22 protein-coding genes are annotated in these 21,820 nt (G+C 43.6%); 15 read left to right on the forward strand and 7 right to left on the reverse strand.

Annotation, left to right across the window (positions count from 1 at the left end; translation table 11 throughout):
* Positions 1-73 precede the first annotated feature (73 nt).
* The 5 genes from LDK34_RS09310 (at position 74) to LDK34_RS09330 (ending at position 3,430) form a co-directional block, all read left to right on the forward strand.
* Complete coding sequence (locus LDK34_RS09310) at positions 74-529, forward strand: CidA/LrgA family protein (RefSeq protein WP_017260747.1); 456 nt, start codon at positions 74-76, stop codon at positions 527-529.
* A gap of 15 nt (positions 530-544) precedes the next feature.
* On the forward strand, positions 545-1,324 hold the full coding sequence (lrgB, locus tag LDK34_RS09315; protein ID WP_236941783.1) for an antiholin-like protein LrgB: 780 nt from the start codon (positions 545-547) through the stop codon (positions 1,322-1,324).
* Between the two features lie 246 nt (positions 1,325-1,570).
* The gene (locus tag LDK34_RS09320) at positions 1,571-2,026 is read left to right on the forward strand and encodes a CidA/LrgA family protein (protein WP_236941784.1); all 456 of its coding nucleotides are present in this window, start codon (positions 1,571-1,573) and stop codon (positions 2,024-2,026) included.
* A gap of 9 nt (positions 2,027-2,035) precedes the next feature.
* Positions 2,036-2,815 carry an antiholin-like protein LrgB gene (gene lrgB / locus LDK34_RS09325; protein ID WP_236941785.1) on the forward strand — a complete coding sequence of 260 codons (780 nt, stop codon included), beginning with the start codon at positions 2,036-2,038 and terminating at the stop codon, positions 2,813-2,815.
* A 93-nt stretch (positions 2,816-2,908) separates the two neighbouring features.
* Positions 2,909-3,430 carry a GNAT family N-acetyltransferase gene (locus LDK34_RS09330; protein WP_178941872.1) on the forward strand — a complete coding sequence of 174 codons (522 nt, stop codon included), beginning with the start codon at positions 2,909-2,911 and terminating at the stop codon, positions 3,428-3,430.
* Positions 3,431-3,835: 405 nt separating this feature from the next.
* Here the strand turns inward: LDK34_RS09330 and LDK34_RS09335 are convergent, their stop codons facing one another.
* Positions 3,836-4,465: an HAD family hydrolase gene (locus LDK34_RS09335; RefSeq protein ID WP_236941786.1), complete on the reverse strand. Its 630-nt coding sequence runs from the start codon at positions 4,463-4,465 to the stop codon at positions 3,836-3,838.
* Positions 4,466-4,630: 165 nt separating this feature from the next.
* Here LDK34_RS09335 and LDK34_RS09340 point away from each other — a divergent pair, with 165 nt between their 5' ends.
* From LDK34_RS09340 to LDK34_RS09350, 3 genes are all read left to right on the forward strand, one after another.
* The gene (locus tag LDK34_RS09340) at positions 4,631-6,058 is read left to right on the forward strand and encodes a C69 family dipeptidase (protein WP_178941874.1); all 1,428 of its coding nucleotides are present in this window, start codon (positions 4,631-4,633) and stop codon (positions 6,056-6,058) included.
* 331 nt (positions 6,059-6,389) lie between these two features.
* Positions 6,390-6,809 (forward strand): zeta toxin family protein, encoded by a 420-nt coding sequence (locus LDK34_RS09345; protein WP_178941875.1) that lies wholly within the window; start codon positions 6,390-6,392, stop codon positions 6,807-6,809.
* A 283-nt stretch (positions 6,810-7,092) separates the two neighbouring features.
* Positions 7,093-7,275 (forward strand): hypothetical protein, encoded by a 183-nt coding sequence (locus LDK34_RS09350; RefSeq protein WP_178941876.1) that lies wholly within the window; start codon positions 7,093-7,095, stop codon positions 7,273-7,275.
* A gap of 85 nt (positions 7,276-7,360) precedes the next feature.
* Here the strand turns inward: LDK34_RS09350 and gap are convergent, their stop codons facing one another.
* Complete coding sequence (gene gap, locus LDK34_RS09355; protein WP_178941877.1) at positions 7,361-8,368, reverse strand: type I glyceraldehyde-3-phosphate dehydrogenase; 1,008 nt, start codon at positions 8,366-8,368, stop codon at positions 7,361-7,363.
* A 403-nt stretch (positions 8,369-8,771) separates the two neighbouring features.
* Here gap and LDK34_RS09360 point away from each other — a divergent pair, with 403 nt between their 5' ends.
* From LDK34_RS09360 to LDK34_RS09375, 4 genes are all read left to right on the forward strand, one after another.
* Entirely contained in the window at positions 8,772-9,107 is a 336-nt protein-coding gene (locus tag LDK34_RS09360; protein WP_161002215.1) for a hypothetical protein, read from the forward strand.
* Between the two features lie 72 nt (positions 9,108-9,179).
* Complete coding sequence (locus LDK34_RS09365) at positions 9,180-11,714, forward strand: M1 family metallopeptidase (protein WP_178941878.1); 2,535 nt, start codon at positions 9,180-9,182, stop codon at positions 11,712-11,714.
* A 149-nt stretch (positions 11,715-11,863) separates the two neighbouring features.
* Positions 11,864-12,172 carry a type II toxin-antitoxin system Phd/YefM family antitoxin gene (locus LDK34_RS09370; protein WP_178941879.1) on the forward strand — a complete coding sequence of 103 codons (309 nt, stop codon included), beginning with the start codon at positions 11,864-11,866 and terminating at the stop codon, positions 12,170-12,172.
* Positions 12,173-12,174: 2 nt separating this feature from the next.
* The gene (locus LDK34_RS09375; RefSeq protein ID WP_178941880.1) at positions 12,175-12,492 is read left to right on the forward strand and encodes a type II toxin-antitoxin system RelE family toxin; all 318 of its coding nucleotides are present in this window, start codon (positions 12,175-12,177) and stop codon (positions 12,490-12,492) included.
* A 52-nt stretch (positions 12,493-12,544) separates the two neighbouring features.
* Here the strand turns inward: LDK34_RS09375 and LDK34_RS09380 are convergent, their stop codons facing one another.
* The 5 genes from LDK34_RS09380 to rihC all read right to left on the reverse strand — a co-directional run bounded on the left by LDK34_RS09380 (position 12,545) and on the right by rihC (position 20,007).
* Complete coding sequence (locus LDK34_RS09380; RefSeq protein WP_161002217.1) at positions 12,545-12,796, reverse strand: YdeI/OmpD-associated family protein; 252 nt, start codon at positions 12,794-12,796, stop codon at positions 12,545-12,547.
* A 3-nt stretch (positions 12,797-12,799) separates the two neighbouring features.
* Positions 12,800-13,456, reverse strand: a complete 657-nt coding sequence (locus tag LDK34_RS09385; protein WP_178941881.1) for an NAD(P)H-hydrate epimerase — start codon at positions 13,454-13,456, stop codon at positions 12,800-12,802.
* A gap of 28 nt (positions 13,457-13,484) precedes the next feature.
* Complete coding sequence (locus tag LDK34_RS09390) at positions 13,485-15,356, reverse strand: FAD/NAD(P)-binding protein (protein WP_236941787.1); 1,872 nt, start codon at positions 15,354-15,356, stop codon at positions 13,485-13,487.
* Positions 15,357-15,948: 592 nt separating this feature from the next.
* A complete protein-coding gene (locus LDK34_RS09395) occupies positions 15,949-18,681 on the reverse strand; it encodes a lectin-like domain-containing protein (RefSeq protein WP_236941788.1) in 2,733 nt (910 codons plus the stop codon).
* A 411-nt stretch (positions 18,682-19,092) separates the two neighbouring features.
* Positions 19,093-20,007 carry a ribonucleoside hydrolase RihC gene (gene rihC, locus LDK34_RS09400; protein WP_178941885.1) on the reverse strand — a complete coding sequence of 305 codons (915 nt, stop codon included), beginning with the start codon at positions 20,005-20,007 and terminating at the stop codon, positions 19,093-19,095.
* Between the two features lie 281 nt (positions 20,008-20,288).
* On the opposite strand from rihC, the gene LDK34_RS09405 reads away from it, so the two are divergent.
* The 3 genes from LDK34_RS09405 (at position 20,289) to LDK34_RS09415 (ending at position 21,789) form a co-directional block, all read left to right on the forward strand.
* Complete coding sequence (locus LDK34_RS09405; RefSeq protein ID WP_225439162.1) at positions 20,289-21,047, forward strand: tyrosine-protein phosphatase; 759 nt, start codon at positions 20,289-20,291, stop codon at positions 21,045-21,047.
* Between the two features lie 115 nt (positions 21,048-21,162).
* A complete protein-coding gene (locus LDK34_RS09410) occupies positions 21,163-21,360 on the forward strand; it encodes a type II toxin-antitoxin system HicA family toxin (RefSeq protein WP_161004113.1) in 198 nt (65 codons plus the stop codon).
* 45 nt (positions 21,361-21,405) lie between these two features.
* A complete protein-coding gene (locus LDK34_RS09415; RefSeq protein WP_161004112.1) occupies positions 21,406-21,789 on the forward strand; it encodes a type II toxin-antitoxin system HicB family antitoxin in 384 nt (127 codons plus the stop codon).
* Positions 21,790-21,820: the final 31 nt, after the last annotated feature.

Consider the following 21,820-nt stretch of genomic DNA (forward strand, 5'->3'; position numbering starts at 1 on the left):
TTAGAAAGCGCTGGTACGACAGACTCTGTCGTCACTAGTGACACTATTCACAATAATGGAAAGGACGTTTGTCATGGCAGAAAATAATAAATCTAAGACGGCGACATCAACTAAAAAAGATGCGCCCATTCTGGTTCAAATTGGTATTTATGCCACGGTACTATTTATTTCCTGGCTCATTTCTGAGTTTGTTGCAAAGACTTTTCCAAAGTTCCCACTACCAACGCCGGTTATTGGGCTGGTACTACTCTACTTAGCATTGACGTTCAAAATTATTAAAGTGGAGTGGGTTGATTCCTTTGGTAGCTTTATGATCAGTCTCATTGGTTTTCTTTTTGTTCCTTCTGGTATCCAATTGGCAGGCACGCTTGGCATCCTGCAAAATGAAGGCTGGAAGTTAGTTATTGTTATTATTCTATCCACTATCGTATTGCTGGTTGTTGTGGCTTACACTGCGCGGCTCTTTATCTGGATCCGGGTTCACTGGTTCCACGGCGATGCAACTGTTAATCAGGATGATCAAAAGTAAAAGGAGGATTGCTTTATGTCTGTTTCAATTTTAGCGGCTGCTGCGGCACCGGTCATTAAAGGACCACTGGCTTACTTTGCGACACCATTCTTCGGAATCTTCTTGTCCATCGCTGTTTATTTATTGGGTCAATGGTTATTCAAGAAATTTAACGGGTTCTTCTTATTTCAGCCATTATTTGTTGGGATGGTCCTGGGGATCATCGTGTTGGTTATCATGGCTAAAATGTTGGGCATGGACACAGCTAAGTTCTACACCACGGCTTACAAGCCCGGTGGTGACATTATCTTCTGGTTCTTGAACCCAGCAACGATTGCGTTTGCTGTTCCGTTGTACAAACGTAACGATATTGTCAAAAAGTTCTGGTTGGAAATTCTATTGTCACTAATCGTCGGGGCGTTCGTCTCACTGTTTGTTATCTTCGGTATTTCCAAACTGTTCGGTCTCAGCAACGTCGGTATTGCATCCATGTTGCCACAAGCTGCAACGACTGCGATTGCATTGCCAATTTCAACAGCTGTCGGTGGTAACGCTGCTGTAACGGCGATGGCATGTATCCTGAATGCGGTTATCATTTACGCATTGGGTGGTTGGCTTGTTAAAGTCTTCCGTTTGAACTCAGATCCAATTGGGACTGGGCTTGGCTTAGGAACTTCTGGGCACACAGTTGGTTCAGCATTTGCTTTACAGTTAGGATCCGTTCAAGGTTCTATGGCTGCTATTGCGGTGGTTATCATCAGTATCGTTATCGATATCGTTGTGCCAATCTTTGCTGCCTTAGTTGGTCTCGGTTAATTCTAAAATGATTTTATAAACGTCGCCAAACGGATGTGTTGGTGACGTTTTTTTGTACGCCAAAATGGCAACATTACTACCAAAAAGACTTACTTTGTGAACAAACTTAACGATTCTGTCGTCCTCTAAGAAAACGGTTACAATCGCTATGATATTGGTGTTCATAGCATAAATAATCCGTTATAATTTTGCTGATGAAGAGTTTTGTTCACAAGCATAGGCAGACCTTTTTGGAGGCGATTAAAGATGGCAACACAGGGTAAGCATCCACAGAAGACATCGAACCGTGCACCAATTTTGATTCAAATTGGGATCTACGCAACAATTCTGTTTATATCGTGGCTTATTTCCGAGTGGGGTAACAAGACATTTCCTAAATTCCCGTTACCGACACCGGTTGTGGGATTAGTCCTTATGTATTTAGCGTTAACGTTGCACATTATTAAGGTAGAGTGGGTTGAGGATTTAGGCGCTTTTTTAATTAGTATTATTGGATTTCTGTTTGTGCCTTCCGGTATCCAGTTGGCAGGAACGCTCAATATTTTGGAAAACGAAGGCTGGAAATTAATCGTTGTCATCATTATTTCAACCGTGATCTTATTAGTTTCTGTTGCATACTGTACGCGCTTCTTTATTTGGCTCCGCGTGCACGTCTTGCATAAGGATGCGCAAGTGGATGCGGATACCAAGGATGAAGGGTAGGTGGCAAACATGGCAAGCACATTCATTTTAGCCGCTGCTGCACCAGTCATTAAGGGGCCACTCGCTTATTTTGTGACGCCATTCTTTGGTATCGTATTATCAATTGCCGTTTATTTATTGGGCCAGTGGTTATTTAAAATTTCAAAAGGCTTCTTTTTATTTCAACCATTATTTGTTGGTATGGTAATGGGAATCTTAGCGTTAGCAATTCTTGCAAAGTGGTTAGGGATGGACACCGCTGCTTTTTATACGCAGGCATACAAACCCGGCGGTGATATCATTTTCTGGTTCTTGAATCCAGCGACGATTGCCTTTGCGATTCCTTTATACAAACGTAACGACATCGTGAAAAAGTTCTGGCTCGAAATTTTATTGTCATTGATTGTTGGTGTCTTCATTGCACTATCGTTGATTTTCTTGGTTGCCAAAGGATTTGGTCTCAGCAAAGTTGGTCTGGCATCCATGTTGCCACAAGCTGCGACAACAGCGATTGCGTTACCGATCTCGACAGCTATTGGCGGCAATGCGGCAGTTACAGCGATGGCATGTATTTTAAACGCTGTGATTATTTACGCACTGGGTAACTGGCTCGTTAAAATTTTCCGTTTGAAGTCTGATCCAATCGGTACTGGTTTGGGATTAGGAACTTCTGGTCACACCATTGGGTCGGCGTTTGCTTTGGAGTTAGGCACCATCGAAGGCTCGATGGGGGCCATCGCGGTGGTTATTATTGGCATCGTAGTTGATCTGGTAGTGCCGATTTTTGCAACATTGGTTGGGTTACGATAAAAGTTTCCTGTTTCTAATGGTTTTCAATTGACGGGTTTACACATTGCGTTCGATACTTAAAGTGTAAGTAATCCTTGAGGGGGGCGACGCAACGTGGAAATTCGGTTAGCACGGGCCAGTGATGTTCCAGTAATTGCCAGAATTCACGTTGACAGTTGGCAGCAAACATACTCAGGTTTGTTGCCACGCAAAGTGATTGATCAGCATTCATATCCGGACCGTTTGGCTCTGTGGGAAAAGATTTATCAGTCAGACCGCACGTTAGTTGCCATTGATGAGCACAGTGGGCGTTTGTTGGGCTTCATCACCGGTGGACCGCAACGTTCGCATCCAGAGATGACAGATTATCCAGGCGAAATTTACGGCTTATATGTCGATCCTAAATTAGAGCACCATGGTATCGGGACGCGGTTGTTTTATAGCAAACGGGCGGAACTGCTTAATGAACGTTTGCTACCGTTTACCATTGATTGTCTCAGCAGTAACGTACCGGCACTCGGATTTTACCAGTCGCATGGTGGCGAGTTGTTGAAGTCTGGGACGTACGTAGCTAACGGTTGCGATTTTGAAACACAAGTCCTGACGTTTAACATACGGGTGTTGGGCTTGGACTGATTGACTGCTATTTCGAAAAAGGAAAGAACCAAAGCAATGTGGTTTTTCACTGCCTTGGCTCTTTCCTTTTATTTTTGGCTTAAAACCGTGACTTCTTTGTCGTTTCAAGTTCATCTTTATGGCAAGAATGGCGCTTACGGTTGTCAATATTGACACACTCGCCGTGGGACCGGTTCAAGCCTCCTGAAACCAGAGTCTTTCACCTCGCCGCACAGCCTCGTGGGAAAACGAGTCTCTGCGACCGTCCGTGATGTAAATTCGAATGATTCTCTCGAATTAACATCACTTTCACGGCTCGGTATCAATATTGACGCCCTACAGCTAACATAACGGATGTCTTCAAAAACAAAAGTACCGTCCATTTCCTGAATGTCAGGATTGAACGGTACTGATCTCATATCTAAATTAAATTAAATTAAGTAAATCATGTGGTTTATCCAGCACTTCTTCACTGTCGCGAATGAGGTTTTGATCCTTGGGGCCGCCCCAAGTAGCTAAAGCAAATGCTAGGCCAGCGGCGTGGGCTGCTTGTAGATCGTAAATGGTATCGCCGACATAAATAGTTTGTGTCGGATCGAGTTTCATTTTATGAATGATGGCAAACAGAGAGTCTGGCGCCGGTTTACCGCGTTCCACTTCGTCAGCGGTAACGTGATCATCCATGTATTGATCTAGCGGAAAGTTTTCGACAAGGTCGCGCTGATACTCTGGTGCGGCTTTAGATGTCACGATGGCGGTTTTTAGACGCGGATTTTCATGTAATTGGGCGAGTGCGGAAGTGATTCCTGGGTAAACGTGCATGGTGTCATATGTATCCTTTGTGTACGTTTGCCACGTATCGAGTAACCCGTCGATTTCGTTGTCAGGAATGCCAATTTCTTGTAAGGCAATTTTGCCAGTTGTACCAAACGTTGGCGACAGCTGGTCATAGTCGAATTGGCGACCGCTAGCGGCTAGTGCACGCTGCATGGACAACATGTACATTTTCTCAGAATCAATCAGTGTACCATCCACATCAAACACAAAGTTTTGCATAAATAATCCTCCATACCAGAATATAAACGGAATTTACCATCATTATAGCAGACTGCTGTTTTTGACAGAATTTTCTAGTCCCGTCCGCTGTTGTGAAAACCTGACTGGGTGCGTTAAAATGGCAGTTAAGTAGTTAAAAATGTACTGGAAGGATTGAGTAAACACATGAAATGGGATAAAGCTTGTACGACCGTTTTAGTTGGGAAAAAGGCGTCTGTTGATGGCTCCGTAATGGTAGCACGTAACGACGACACATTCTTGCCAATCACACCACAAAAGTTTGAAATGAAACCAGCTGCTAATGGGCGCCATGAGGAATTAGCATCTACTCAGAACGGTTTTAAGGCACCACTGCCAGAAAGTGGTTATCGTTATCAAGCAACGCCAAATGTGGATGTTCAAAGCGAAGGCATCTATGACGAAAGTGGCTTCAACGAGAAGAATGTTGCCATGTCCGCTACTGAAAGTGTTTACGCCAACGAAAAAGTTTTAGCTTATGACCCATTGTTGCCTGATGGCATGGCTGAAGACACTATGCAAACGATGGTTCTGCCATTCATCAACTCCGCTAAAGAAGGGGTTGAGTATTTAGGTAAGTTGGTTGCCAAGTATGGCTCACCAGAAGGTAACGGGGTTATCTTCGCTGATAAGAACGATATTTGGTACATGGAAATCGTTACTGGTCATCACTGGGTTGCTTCCCGAATTCCCGATGATGCTTACGTCGTTGCTGCTAACCAGGTTGGTCAGGAACAAATTGATTTCGATGACCCAGACAACTTTATGTGGTCTGATGGTATTCGCGAGTTTGTCGATGAACATCATTTGAACCCTGATAAGACTGGTTGGAACTTCCGGCACATTTTTGGAACGGATACCGAAAAGGACCGTTACTACAACACACCACGGGTTTGGTTTGCACAACGCTATCTGAACCCAGAAATCGAACAAGATCCAGAATCCAGTGATTTGCCATTCATCAACCACGCCAATCGGTTGATCAGTGTTGAAGATGTTGAGTATATCGAAGGCTCACACTATAACGAAACGAAGTATGATCCACTCGGTCATGGTTCTGATGAAGACAAATTGCGTTACCGGGCAATTTCATTAAACCGGACACAGCAAAGTCATGTTTTGCAAATCCGTAACGATGTACCAGAAGCGTTGTCTGCCGTTATGTGGATTTGTATTGGTATTCCTGCCTTTACGCCATATCTGCCATTCTATGCCAACGCAACGGATACGGACCCTAGTTACAGCAACACATCCATGACTTACAATGTCAAGGATGCTTACTGGATGTACCGGACGGTTTCCATGCTGACAGAAAGTCACTACAGTCACTTTGTCCAAGACGATGTTGACTATCTTAAAGACTGCCATGAAGAGTTACGTCGCTTGATCGACGGGATTGACAAGGAAGCACAGGCTAAGGGCTTGACTGGCGATGCTTTGACAGCCTATCTGACAGAGCAAAACCACCACATCGTTGATGTCATGCGTGACAAGACGATGGCAATCATCGGTCACTTTGTCACTGAAGGACTTAACCGTTCTAAACTGACATTTGATTTTGACATTAACTTGTAGAATTGTGAATTGATTTAAAATAACCCACATACTGGCTTTTGCCGGCATGTGGGTTATTTCGTTTGAGTCAGTGATCACGTAAAGCAATTATTGTTTATAGGCGACAAAAATTGCGGATATCGATCAAAAAGTGGTCAGTATTACAAAATTTGTGCATAAATCGCTTATTATTAGTCGAAAATATCCATTTTTCATTTCTAGGTGTCCCTAATTTACTTCCGGATTTCAGTTTGCTATGTTAGTCGCATAGAGGACGTGGAACTGGTCGAACTCTGGTTGATGTTGAAATTTTGATTGCTATGTGATGAAGGTTGCAGGAGGATGCGGAACGATGGCTGGGGAGAAGGATATTCATTTTATGAGCGAGGACGAATTAAAGCAACATTGGCGGGAATATGCGAGTGCGCACGAGGATGAGTTCCTAAATCCGATATTTTCAGATGTTAGAAAGAAGAAAAACAGGTGGGCAATACTGACCGCCGGTGCGCCAGGATCTGGAAAGTCAGAAGTAATTGATAGTATTTATGGTCCAGTGATGCAGGATTTTGTGCACATAGATGCCGACGATTTTAGAAAACTTTTTCCGAAATATAATGGTGCTAATGCGGCTGACTATCAGAAAGGTGCGACGAAGTTAGTTGACAGGGCGTTTAGAAGGGCCTTAAATGAAAATCAGTCGTTTATTTTTGAAGGTACATTCAACTCCCAAAGCTCAGCTAGTAATATTAAGCGTGCGTTGAATCATGATTAGTCTGTTAGGATAGTCTATACTTACCTTGAACCTGAAATTGATTGGCGGTTTGTTGTTCAACGGGCTATAAAAACAGGTCGCCAAGTTCCCCAAGCGGCATTTATTAATGGTTTCCTCAATATTCCACAAAATATCGCTCAGATTTTGGATGAATATGGAGATCGAATAGAAATAGAGATGTACTCGGGTTTGGGGCATCAACAACATATTTATCGCGGCGTGGAAGCTGTGATAGAACACTTGCCAAATGACATTTCGAGAGACAGGCTGGAGGCAATAGTCAATGGAAACTAAAGATCAGAAGTTTATGCGTGAACTAGTTGAAAAGTATCATAACAATTCAGATGAATTTGAAGATAATGCTACTGATGACGAGAAAGAGGCCTACATTCGGGCCGGTGCAAGAGAGCGTAGCAGAAAAATTTTAGACGTTCTTTATCCAAACAAAAATGAAAAAGAAGCCTAGTTGTTATTAATGTGGCCCTGCAAAAAAAGAAGGAAACAAGCTGATGATATCAGCCTGTTTCCTTCTTTTTACTAATGAATGTTATTTATGCTACAGCTTCTTTTTTCAGAATTCGAATCATGTTGCAGACAAAACCGAATTCGTTGTCGAACCAAGTGTGGGTCTTAACAACTTGGAAGTCTCCATTTTGAGTAACTTCTGTTTGTGTTGGGTCAAAGACGGCACCGTGGGTGTCACCGATAATATCGCTAGAAACGATCTCATCTTCGTTCCAACCGAATGCTGGATTGTTTTCTGTGTAGGGCTTGATGGCTGCATTGACTTCGTCAGCAGTTACCTTTTTGTCCAAAATAGAAACGAGTTCACAGATGGAACCATCAATAACAGCAACCCGCTGTGCGTGACCGTTTAGATGGCCTTCAAGTTCTGGAATGACCAAGCCAATTGCGCTAGCCGCACCTGTTGAATGAGGAATGGTGTTGGATGATGCGGTCCGATTTGGTCGGAAGTTTTTACCTTTAGGACCGTCGAGTAGGTTTTGTGAGCTGGTGAAGGCATGGATTGCAGTAATCGTGCCAACTTCCAAACCGAATTCCTTATTCAAGAAGTAAGCCATTGGTGCTAAGGCGTTAGTCGTACAGGAACCGACAGACACAATTTGGTCATCGTGGGCAATCAAATCATCGTTAACCCCTTCAACAAGGGTCTTGATAGGGCCGGCCGGTGCGGAAATGACTACTTTCTTGGCACCTGCGTCTAAATGTGCTTGAGACTTCTCCTTCGATGTATAGAAGCCTGTACATTCAAGGACGATATCGACACCGTCGTTTGCGACCCACGGAATTTGAGCGGCATTACGTTCAGCGTAAACCCGAATCTTTTTGCCGTTAACAACTAATGAATCATCGGTGGAGCTAACGTCGGCATCAAAAATACCAAAGGTTGAATCGTATTTAAGTAGGTAAGCCAGCATTGCGGGACTCGTCAAATCATTAATAGCGACCACGTTTAAATCAGGATCGTTAAGTGCCAACATCCGCCGGAAGGAGTCCCGACCGATGCGTCCAAAACCGTTAATACCAATATTTGCCATAAGTGTAACCTCCTAAGCTAAGCACATGTTAGTAAATCTTTTTCACTACGACGCAAGGGTACCAAATTTTCAGCAATTACGCAGTTTTTTGTACTTTAGGCGTGTTTGCCCAGATTGGCGTTCGGCAACAAATTTGTTAGTTTGATTTCATTACAGTATTTATATTAGGGCCATGGCACTCAGCAGTGCGTAATTAGGATTAAATACAATGAATGCTTGCGGTTAACTTTGTGTGAGCCGAAGCACGTCAAAAATTGCGGTGCAAACCTTTATGCGAAAGTAATGGTAAACGGTATAATTAGAGCAGACATTGGCTGTTACGAATTTCCACTACGTAGCGGTCGCACATGCACGTTTGGATTTGTTATTTTAAATTATGTAGTTTTATCAATGAGGTGAAAAAATGAGTCAAGAAATACCAGAAAACATGCATGAAGTCGTTTTAAAAGTGCAGGAATTAAACGAAACACGTCATGGCGCGGATGTTGTGACTGAAGAGGAAGTTATGAAAGACGCTGTTCATGACACGTTGCAGTACTGGGCCGACTATTTGCTTGATGGGCACTACGATGACGTGCTCTGGGATGGTGAAGATCTTGTAATTGAAGACATTATGGGCAAACGGGTTGGCCGTGTGAAGCCGATGAGTGCCACGTTTGCCAATGATTATCGGCAAAGTCCAGAAGGCACTTTATTCCGTTTGGAAAACGAAGCCAACAAAATTATTGCGCAGCGGTAATCCTAGTTGAACCACAAAAGATAAATGGAATGGCGTATAATTAGAGTATTCTAATGTAATCGAGGGGAAATTATGGCCGAAATAACACGACTTTATCAGAAATTCCAACCAAGTCACTACAACTTATTTATTGATGTTGAACGTGATACAAAGAAAATTAGTGGGACATCTACCATTACTGGGGATGCCAAGACCACGGACATTCAGGTTAATCAAAAGGGCATGACCATTGCCAGCGTTAAAGCTGATGGTCAGGACGTTCCGTTTACAACGGATGACGATGCTGAAGTGATCAACATCACTTTACCTAAGACTGGTGAAGCGACGGTGGCAATCGAGTACTCGGCACCACTAACTGACAGCATGATGGGCATTTACCCCTCATACTACGAGTTAAATGGTGAAAAGAAGCAAATCATCGGGACTCAGTTTGAAACAACGTTTGCTCGTCAGGCTTTTCCATCTGTCGATGAACCAGAAGCCAAGGCTACCTTTGACTTAGCATTGAAGTTTGACGAACAACCTGGTGAAACAGTGTTGGCCAACATGCCAGAAGTGCGCACTGAAAATGGTGTGCACTACTTCGATACAACAGTACGGATGTCGACGTATCTGATTGCCTTTGCCTTTGGTGATTTACAAAGCAAGCAGACAACCACGAAAAGTGGCGTGAAGGTTGGCGTGTTCGCAACCAAGGCCCACAAAGCTAACGAACTGGACTTTGCCTTGGACATCGCCAAACGCTCGATTGAATTCTATGAAGACTTCTATCAAACGCCATATCCACTACCACATTCATGGCAATTGGCACTGCCTGATTTCTCAGCTGGTGCGATGGAAAACTGGGGCTTAGTTACGTACCGTGAAGCTTACCTAGTATTGGATCCAGATAACACCTCACTACGGATGAAACAACTCGTTGCAACGGTTATCGCGCATGAACTAGCTCACCAATGGTTCGGTGATCTCGTAACCATGAAGTGGTGGGATGATCTCTGGTTGAACGAAAGTTTTGCCAACATGATGGAATACGTGGCCGTTGATGCCTTGGAGCCAGATTGGCACGTTTGGGAATTGTTCCAAACATCTGATGTTCCTGGTGCGTTGAACCGTGATGCAACGGACGGGGTTCAGCCTGTTCACGTACAGGTTAACAACCCAGCCGAAATTGACTCATTATTTGATGCAGATATCGTTTACGCCAAGGGTGCGCGGATGTTGGTTATGGTGCGTGCATTGCTCGGTGACGACAAGTTACGTGCTGGCTTAAAAGCTTACTTCGCTGCACATCATTACAGCAATGCTACTGGTGCTGACTTATGGGCAGCCTTGGGTGAAGCTTCTGGCATGGATGTTGGTGCAATCATGAACTCATGGTTGGAACAGCCAGGTTACCCAGTCGTTAACGCCGCTGTGGTTGACGGCAAACTGACGTTGTCACAAAAACAATTCTTTGTTGGTGACGGCAAGGATGCCGGCCGTGAATGGCAGATTCCGTTGAACGGTAACTTCAAGGAAACACCAACCATCATGAAAGAAAAGCAGATTGTCTTAGGCGATTACGATGCTTTACGTCAATCAAATGGCAAACCATTCCGTTTGAATGTCGGCAACAACTCCCACTTCGTTGTGGAATATGATGACACCTTGATGCAGGATATTTTAGCTCATAAAGATGAGTTAGACAGTATTGATGAGTTGCAATTATTGCAAGACATGCGGATGCTGGCTGATGGTCGGCAACTGTCATATGCAGCAATCGTGCCATTGTTGACACAATTTGCCGACAGCAAATCAACAATCGTCAATACTGCTTTATACACGGTTGCAGGCAACTTGCGCAAATTTACGCTACCTGACACACCGGAAGAAACGCAATTGCGTCAATTGTATGGCAAACTGAGTGCAAAGCAGGTTGCTCGTTTGGGTTGGAAAGCCAAGGCTGGTGAGTCCAATGATGACCAGATGACACGGCCAATCGTTTTGGGCGCCTCAATGTTTGCCAAGAATGCCGATTCAATTGCGGCCGCTCATGACTTATACCAAGCCAATGCGGATAAGTTGGAAACGTTGAACGCAACTTTACGTCCGTACATTTTGATCAATGAAATGCGTGAGTTTGGTAGTGAGGAACTCTTCAACAAGTTCTTGACGGCTTATCAGAAGACTTCTGATGCCAGCTACAAGACATCTTTGCTGGAAGGAATCACGGCAACCAAGGATGCTGCTTTGGTGAAGAAGACCATTGCACAGTTTGAAAATGCTGATGTCATTAAGCCACAAGATCTTCGCGGTTGGTACTATGAACTATTGCTGAACAAAGATGGTCAGCAAGCCGCATGGGACTGGATTCGTGACGAATGGTCATGGCTTGAAAAGACTGTTGGCGGTGATATGGAATTTGCAACATTTATCACACGGACTGCTGATGTCTTCAAGACACCAGAACGCTTAGCTGAATTCAAAGCCTTCTTTGAACCAAAACTCAACACACCTGGCTTAACTCGTGAGATCCAAATGGATACTAAGGTTATCGAAAGTCGGGTTGCACTGATTGAAGCTGAACAAGCCAAAGTTAATGCTGCTGTTGCGGAAGCTGCAAAATAAATTTATATAAGAGCCGAGACTAAGATATCCAATGGACAATACATTGGATATCTTTTTGCTTCAAAGATATTTTAAAAGCCTAATTAAAGTTTCTTTATAGACTTTTAATGATGCGATATAATAAACTAAAGAAAAGGAGGATGGCTACTATGAAAATTTTGGATGTTCCAACCGTCAGCACGACTGATGTTAAAAAAAGTCCAGCTAAAATTGCCAAAATGGCCGCCGATCTCAATACAGGCGTATACGTGTTAAATCGAGGTAAAGCTGTTAGTGTGACCTTAACTCCGAAACAGTATCAACAATTAGTTGAAGCACAAGAAAGGCTTTTAGATATTGAAGCTGAGGAAAAGGCACGAGAAGCAATTAACAATGATGATGGAACTAGAATTTCGGCCGATAAAGTATCCAAAAATAGTATTCCCAATCAACTAGATCCAGATGATGGTTGGGAGTAATAATGGCAAATAAATTTAGTGTTCGTTATCTGAAGGATGCTGCACGGGATTATCAAAAGCTTGACGGCTCACAAAAGGTTTTTGTTGATAAAGCAATCTCCAGAATTCAAATTTTAGGACTTAACTGTGGTCAACCATTGCTAGGGGATCTCATAGGATATCGCAAATTGAAAAATCGTAAGATGGGCCTGCGAATCGTGTTTGGTCAAGAGAAGGATACGATTGCAATCATTGATATCGTTGCAATCGGTCGGCGGCAGGATGACATTGTTTATCACAATGCGGTTAATCGAATCAAAAAAGATAATCACAAAATATAGTTTTTGAATTAAAATGCTGCTCAGAGTCACATAACTCTGGGCAGCATTTTCTTTATTCAGTCTCACGTTGATCGTATGCACGTTTGGATTTATAACCAGCTTTGAACACTGTTTTCATGGTGGCGATGTGGGCTTCTTTGGTTGCTTCCGATTTAACATCGAAAATGTAGCGCGCCCATTCACGTTGGTACCCCGGGGTCAGCTTTCTAAAGAAGGTTTGCATCTCACGGTCATTAGCCAACAAATTTGCTACTTCAGGAACGTTCGTTTCAAAATCATCTAGCGTTTTATTCTTTTCTGCCATGATTCAAGACTTCCTTTCAGCCAGTGTTGCTGGATCGTAAATACCAATATCGGCAACTGTCACAATGCCGCCAAAACGACGACCGTTATCAGTTGCCAAACCAAGTTTGTTATAACTCATCGTCACTGTCTCTGTTGCCTCAATGACGGTGCCCATTACCTGGCCGTTGTTTGTACCGAGGCCAGTGGGCATGTCAACCGCCATCACATTAGCCTTGGCGGCGTTAATGGCGTCGACCACGTCGGCAAACTTACCAGTAACGTTACGTGATAGCCCGACGCCAAAGATAGCATCCACGATTGTTGTGTAATTCGCCATGTCAGGTTGATCGGTGACAACGGAAATGTTGTAGTGATCGGTAATGGCCAGTTGTTGTTGCGTCTGTTCAGAAGCATGGTCTCGATTACCGAGCAACCAAATCGTTACTGGGATGTGATTTAGGTGCAGCAATCTGGCAACGGCTACGCCATCACCGCCGTTGTTACCGGTGCCCGCAACCACTAACACACTTTTTAGATCAAAACTGGTGCTGGTTACGATTTGATGGGCGACAGCAAGCGCCGCCCGTTCCATCAGAACCATTGAAGGGACACCAATTTGATTCATCGTGTATGCGTCAAATGCCTGTGATTGTGCTGCCGTAATGTACGTTGTTGCCATAATGGGATACGCTTCCTTAATCAAAGAATTATTGAACGCTCGTGAAGGTGTGGAATAGGTCAGCAACGGTAGCGTCGGCAGTTCGTAGGAGGTTGTCATTCACCCCTGGCCGTGGGCTAGCAGTTGTAAACCAGTGCCGGCCTTCTGTTGGGACGCCCCAAAAGTAAAGACCTGTTCGATGCTGACCATTACTATCAATGAGTTCATTCCGACTCATGTCGACATCAACGCCACCAGGTTCAAAGGTGCTTCCATCTTCCATAGTAACGCGTTCTGGTCGGCCCAGTCCTTCTTTGATTAGATTTTGGATTAGGGGGTTCAGCGTATGGCTGGCAGAAACGGAAGGCAGACGAGCCTCAATCAGCCAACTGGCTTCGTAGCGTTCCTCAGGCTTCATCTTTGACCATGTGGCAAACTGATGGGTTTGTGTGTCGGCTTCAGCCATCATGCTGGGTCCAAGAAGTGTCACAATACCGGACTGAATCAACGCTCGCAATTCGGCAATGCGAGTTTCAGGTGGGCCAACAGATAGATACGAATTTTCATTGTTAAATTGACCGAGGAACGTGTTGCGGTAATCTTCCGGTCGCAACAGCTGGTTATCAACAACTTTACGAACCACATCACGCAGATCACGAAACATTTCTAGCGCGGAAGTGAGCGGGCCTGTCTTGGTGCCTAGCAGCGCCGCTTCAACGTCCGTTTGCAAATAGTCGGCCATGGTTTCGGGTTTGTCACTGTTAGCGACAAACTCAGCCGGATTTAGCAGTTGATTCCAATTAAGGTAGTCGCTCTCAACAATGGGAGAGCGGAACACAATCGCTGATGGTTCCTTAGCGGCCACAAACTCACGCAAGAACTCGTCAGCATCCACTTGTGGATACTTCAAAGCGAGCAAACGTTGATAGTAAACGTACTCCGCTTCGTGATGAACTTGCTCAATGAACCTCGAACCAATTAAGGAGCCAGTTGATTGATAGTGTGAAAACCAGTCTGGTGTAAGAAAGTGTGGTTGATCAAGCTCGCCATAGCCTTTTTCATTACGCCCCTTAGCTCGTAGTGGAAAGCCGCGACGTGAACCGGCAATAATGTGAGGTTCGATACCAGACGGGTGGTAAGTGAGTTCACCATCTTGAGCTTGATTGAAATGACCGCCACGACCTTGCGTGAGCATCGTTATGGCATCAAAGAAACTCAGTCCCAATCCGCGCAAAATAATGTTTTCGCCAGCTTTTAAATCAGTAAAATTGTATTCTTGTGGCTGAGTCGGTGCTGTGTAGTGCAAGTTGTTTTCGTCGGCAAAGTTTAAAAGTGCCTGTTGTTCATCAGTGAGTTCATCTTCATAATGACCCAGAGCCATGATGACAGCGTCCGTTTGGAAACGATGCGCCCCCGTCTTTAACAAGTAGCGATGCGTATCCTCAATGTGACGAATTGACACGACTTGTTCTTTTTTGAGAGTCAGTGAAACTGAGTCAGGTAAACGTTGTTGTAAATAGTTATAGAACCAGCGTTGATAGGCGCCAAAGAGACTGCGGGATGCGTAGCCGTTGTGCACTAATGCTGCTGCTTCATTGAGTAAGTCAGCCCGGTTGGGCAATTGGTGTCCAAACAAAAAAGCTGGTGCTTGTTTATGTGCCCATTCATATAAGTTTGGTCCTTTAACGATGGGACCTTCCATTTGGACACTCTCGTCAGTGAACAATGTGATGTAATCCGGATTCGTGTTCATAAGCAATTCGTGGGGTTGACCGACAGGCCACACGCGGCCGCCAATACCATATGGATCGATAAACGTTAAGTTCAGGTGGTCATACTGTTTTGTCTGACGCTGCCATTCAATTAAGCGTTCAGCGGCTACCAGTCCGCGGGGTCCAGCCCCAATTAAGTCAATGTCCATAGTTCTGCCTCCAACACAATAAAGTAACTGCCACTAGTATATTTCTTCGTGAGTGAAAGTGCATGGATTTATCATTAGAGCGATTTCAAACTTCGGTATCAATTAGGATGCAGGTTGTGGATTAAGCTGCCGCTTACGGTTGTCAATATTGGCACGCTCGCCGTGGGACCGGTTCGACTCTCCTGAGGACCGGAGTTTCTCACCTCGCCGCCAAGCCCCGTGGAAACCTGGGTCTTTACGACTGTCCGTGTTGTAAATCCGAATGGTTCTCTCGGATTAACAACACCTTCACGGCTCGGTATCAATATTGACGCCCTTCAGCTCACTTAGGAATTTCATGATAACAATTGCGCATTAATTGTTGACTCATTTGAATTGAGTGATTTTTCAAAAGAATAATATTAGTGATTTAAAAACATTCCATTTTTAGATAAGTAAATTTGCCTAAGAGTAATCTAGTGCAGGGAGGAATATTTTTAAAATTGGTTTTTTGAAATGGTAATGAACCAGTTAAAAACACTGATTGTTTTAATGAAAAAGTTCCCCTACTACAGGTCATTTCACAACGCACCCAGAGTAGGGGAACTTTTATTTAATGCCTTCTCTTATAGCGACCTAGTGTCCATAAGGAACTTATCAGAGCTAGTATGCTGGCGCCCAATGTTCGCATGGGCTTATCACTGTCTTCATTTGTTTTAGGCAGGATGGCGGCTTTTGTTGAAATCCGGTGATCCTTCATCATTGGCTCGACCGTTTTGCGGTAAGTAGGCCTAACATCTGAATTGACGATGTTTTGCTGTGCAGCCTCCGAACTAAATGAAAGTTCTTTTGAAATAGGGGGATTGGACTGTGTGCGTTCATTTGGCATTGACTCGATTGGAACAACAGGTTCGTTTACTAAAGCTGTTGGCGTTGAGGGTTGATTGGAAGTTTTAGGTTGAACTGATGGTGTAAATGATGTTGCCGGTTCGGAAGGAATTGATGGTACATATTGTTCTTGCGGGGTTTGAGGCAAAGATGGTGGTACCGGTGTGCCAGGGTGGGAAGGTGTTACTGGGATTTCAGGCTGGACGGGATACGTCCTCTCATCATTCGCATAAACAATAGTAAAAACCAAATCTTGACTTGTACCAGTGACAGTTTGCGCAGCTACTTGTACCAAATCAGAGTTTAGTGCATTTGTATGAACGACATGAAGTCCGTTAATAACTGGATTTACCACACTTATAAAGTTAGGCGTGCCCGTGTGCCAATCCCCCTTTGGGATGCCGGTATCGATGTCAATTTTCGGCGTGGACAGAGTGTTTGAATAATATACGGTTTGCGAGGAACTCTGATTATTCTCAATAGTAACGAAAGTAATGGGATGTGCTTTAAATTGAGGTGAGACAATTTGATTATTTTCGTCAACGTAATTGATAGTTTCGTTAACAGTTTTTGTGTTAGCAACTGAGAAAATTGGAGAGTATACCACGGTAAAAAGTTGGTCGTTGTCGTTGACGGTAACAGATTGTTGTGCCACAGCCGTTAAATTGCTAAGTGGGGCATTGTTGCTCGTAACATAGTAACCTGAAACGGTGGGATTTTTGACCTCGCCGAAGTTTGTTCCCGTTCCTTTAGTCCAGTTTGTGCCTTCAGGAATCCCGTTATCGTTGAGTGTTGCTGAAGTATATGACCCGTTTGAAAAATAAATCGTTGTAGTGGTGTCTAATGGATTTTTTACAGTAATAAAAGTGACAGTGGTGTCATGCTTAGGGGATAGTTGAGCACCGGTTTGATCTACATAGTCAATTTCTTGTTTTACATTCTTAAATGTTGTCGTGTATGCAGGGGCATACACATAAACAACCGTGCCATTGTCACCGGGTTTTGTTAATGTGCCAGATTTTGCCAAACTTTTCTCGCCCATCTTAATGAAATTATAATTGGCGATTTCTTTTTGTGTAGTTGTGTATGGTTTTCCAGTGTACGCACCATCAGGATATTGAGCCGTATCTTGTGCGAGCTCAGTACCTTGTTGGTTGACATATTTAACATTAACGGTGGCTGCCGTCGAATAAACAAAGGAGTCTAAAAGGAATTGTTGTAAGTTATTTGATCCACCCGTTGATGCGGTTATAAAGAATGCTTCGGCGTTCGAATGAATCCAGGAAGAAACATCTTTCGTCCATTTTTTTCCCTCAAAGTTTAGTGTCATTATTTTGGTTTGACCGTTATATTGAAACGAAATAGGTTCAAACACATTTCCTGCTGGACTATTTATTTCTTGAGCTGGCGCGTCCGAGCCAGTGTAATTTAGTGCTTCTTGAACATTGTTGTTGTTTTGAGTGTAGACAAATGAGCCGAAAGGAAAACCTTCGCCGTCGTAATGATGACCTGAGGTTCCACTATTACCCCGAAATTTAGTGGGGTCAGCTTCAAAGTAGCCAGCGTCCTCAGCAGTTCCAGCCTGATTCCAGTATGTATCTGCTTTCCATCCAAAGGCGTTAGAAAGCCCTCCAAGCCCCATTGCTCCGCCTTTTAGGCCGACTTCATCTGGATTACCATCGTGAAACCCAAAAGAAATACCATCAGCACCGGCATGTTGTGCTTTGTCACCTAGGTTAATTTGACCAGTCAATGTGAAGCTTTCGTCCATGTTGATTTTGTCTTTTAACGTGATGTTTCCTGATTGATTCGTTTGATTAGGAGTTAGTGTGACTATGCCATTAGTTTTGTCATAACTGGCATTACCATTAACGTTAAAAAAGTCATCAATATTATTTTTCGTGACGTTATTCAAGTTAGGGGTTTCAGTAGTCTGAATGAAGTCTAAAGGCAATGCTCTAGATTGGATTGACGAAACATAGCTTTGATTTGTCGATGAGTTAGCTTTGGGAGTTACATTTGCGGCGTTAGATGTTTCAGTGATTGTTTGGCTTGCATCTGACACCGATTGTGTACTCATGATATTAGATTGACTATGCGGACTGCTTACGGTTGTCTCTGCATTCACTTGACTAGTTGGCAGGGCTAGGGGCTCAGGAGTGCTATCTGTAGCGGAGACACCGCTCGTCTGTGATTCTTGTTGTTTAGGGTCCTGACTGGCTGCGTTGGACGCCGCGCTGAGCGGTTGTTTTTGATTGTTCGGTGATATTGACGAGGCAGGCGCTTGATTAGTTTGAGATGTGACGTTTACCAATGGTGCGCTCGTTGCTGACTCCGCGTTAGCAGTTATAGTTCCCCAACCAACAATAATTGTGGAGATGGTTGCAGCAAATAGCCATGTCCGTCCCTTTTTGTACATTTTGTAATGTTTTTTTATTTCTTTGTTAGTTTGTCCCATTGCAAATAGTCCCCCGTTTGTCTTATTGAAACTTTAGTTGTAAAGATAACCATTAGTTGCTGTAAATGCCGATACGCCAGCATTTTAAAACTCTAAGAGATTGTAGCAGGGCATTATAAGATGTCTAATACAGGGGATGAATAATTCTAATTAACATGTTTTTTGTTTTCAAATTAATAAGTAGTTGAGCTATAAATGTCTGAAATTTACGTCTGCTAATTATTTATCCTTTTAACATTATGTATGAGTGTCGAAACATTTTCGGGCAGTGGGCGTGTAGAGAAATAAAGAAAGACACACAAAAAGCTGTTAATCACGATTGCTGAATCGCGATCAACAGCTAATATAAAAACATCAGTCTAGTCAGCGTTTAAAATACAGAGGTTGTAGACCCTTTTAAAACGTTTAAAATTAGTCTTTAAAGTTTTTAACTTCGTCAATGAACCACTTGTTAAAGGCAGCGGCGTCAACGTCGACACAGACACTGGCGTTAGTCTTACCATCGTGGTAGGCTCCACGGACATCGGCAACCGTTTCACCGTTTGCTGGGCCATCTGTCACAACATCAACCCAGTAATCTTTGGTTGTGTAGGCTTCAGGGTGCAAGAGGTAGAAGATGGTGTTGGCATCGTGAACGGCGGTCCCATTTTCGTTGTGATCGAAGTCATGACTGATGATTTCGTGCAACATGTGACCTGCGCGGCCAAACTTGTCGATGGTTTCCAACGTTTCGTCGGTAATCAAGGCCTTCATGGTAACGTCCAAACCGACCATCACAATTGGCACACCAGAATCGTACATGATTTTGGCAGCGTGTGGGTCAGTGAAGACGTTGAATTCTGCGGCACTGGTCATGTTACCGTGACCTAACGAACCACCCATGGCGATGATTTTTTCAATGTGATCCTTAACTTCTGGGTATTGGATAAACAATAGCGCGATGTTTGTGTATGAACCCGTTGGTACAAGGACAATTTTTTCATCGCTAGCCATAATGGCATCGTGCAAAGCTTCTACGGCAGACTTGTCGATTGCTTTGTCAGTTGGTTCAGGGAAGTCGTATCCGGCCATTCCTGAAGCACCGTGGATGCGGGCAGCATCTTCGAATTCTTTAATCAAAGGCGTTTTGGCACCACCTGCAACAGGAACGTGTTTGCCATAGAAGTTATCGATGGTCAGTGCGTTTTTCGTCGTTTTATCAACCGTAACGTTACCGGCCACAGCAGTGATGAGTTGCAGGTCGATTTGTGGGTCGTTTAAAGCCATTGATAAAGCAGCTGCGTCATCAATACCTGGGTCAGTGTCCATAATTACTTTGTAAGTCATAATATGATTCCTCCAGTATATTCTTCCGTGGCGTAACGCTCACTGACGCTACCGACGGTTCTCTTTCATCATACTAAAAAATCGAACAAAAAGAAAACGCTTTCGCACATTATGAACATTTTCTAATGAATGAAGACGCTTGCCGACCAAATGTGTTGATTAAGTCGCAGTTTAATTGAAAGTTGCTACGTTTGTGGTTGTACAAGCTTCCGCTCGAAAAGGTATAATAGTAGAGCAAACGAAAACTTTAGGAGGCGGCAACTATCGAACGCATATTACCAATTAAGAATGGGCACAACTTCCGGGATTTGGGTGGTTATCAGACAAACGATGGCCGCACGACCGCTTGGCGGCGCGTTGTTCGGTCAGCAAAGTTAAATACACTTGACCGAGCAGATCTTCAGGTACTCTCTGACTATGGTGTTCACACCATTCTTGATTTTCGAACGAACAAAGAATTGCTTAGCGCACCGGATCGTGTTCCCGGCGGTGCCAAGGACTACCATACGCCGATCTTGGCTGTTGATGATACGCGTAGTTCCGCCTCACGTGAAGAATTACGTGATGATTTGAGTGAGCCAGGTTATGGACATCGTCAAATGGTCCAAACGTACCATGAGATGGTTGCTGACGATTTCTCACAGAATGCCTACAGGATGTTTTTTGATTACTTGTTGGCCAATCAGAGTGGTGCCGTTCTGTTTCACTGTACAGCAGGAAAAGACCGAACTGGTTTAGGGGCAATCATGTTGCTGTCTGCTTTGGACGTTCCTCAGCAAACGATTTTAGAAGATTATTTGTTGACTCGGTTGGCCTCAAAGGCAATGCTGGCAGAAAATCAGCAACGTTTGGAAGACGAAGGGGCATCACAGGCGGTAAAGGATAACGTGACTGCCTTGTGGACCGTTAGTGAAGATTACTTCGGCGCTGCCATGGAAGAAGTCAGGGTTCAGTCGGGTGACATGAAACATTACCTAACTGATAAGATCGGGTTAACGCCAGATAAAATTGAAATGCTAAAACAACTGTATTTGGAATAAGCGATGAGGACGGCATTGAAGCCGTCTTTTTTTCTACGGGAGAAGTCAAATGAATTGTTTTTCGAAATCAATGCATATACAATATGTATTATCTTATCTAACTTAGGTGACAGAAATGCCAATGAAGCCGCGCGAAATGATTAAGTTATTAAAAAATAATGGTTTTCGTAAAAAGTCGCAAAATAGCTCGTCGCATTTAAAAATGTATAATGCTGTGACGAATACAACTGTGATTGTACCAATACATGCGAAAGAGCTTGGAAGGGGTTTAGAGGCGGAAATTTTAAAAGAAGCAGGCATTGAACGAGGGTAAAAAATTTTACTCAGTTGAGTGTTTGGCTTTGTGGAGGAGACAATTATGGAAAAACAAACAGTTATTTATCCGGCCGTTTTTGCTAAGGATGGTAAATACATTTTGGTCAAAATCCCGGATGTTCCTGGTGCGGTAACTCAGGGAGAAGATTTAGTTGACGCAGTGAAAATGGCGGAGGATGCAATTGGAATTTTACTTGAAGATAAAACAGATTATCCGATTGCGACAGACTTAAAGGACATCCATTTAAAAAAGGATGAAACCGTTGCTTTGATTCCAGTAGATTTGGCTGCATACAGACGTAAACATTCGAAGACTATTCGAAAAAGTGTCACAATTCCGGATTATTTGGACAGAATCGCAAAAGAGCAGAAGGTCAATGTGTCTGGTGTGTTAACGGAGGCCTTGAAGTTACGTTTTGATATTTAAACAATGCGGGTGTTAAAACAGACCCATATGT

Source organism: Furfurilactobacillus milii, assembly GCF_021654115.1.
In the GTDB taxonomy this organism is placed as follows: Bacteria; Bacillota; Bacilli; order Lactobacillales; family Lactobacillaceae; genus Furfurilactobacillus; species Furfurilactobacillus milii.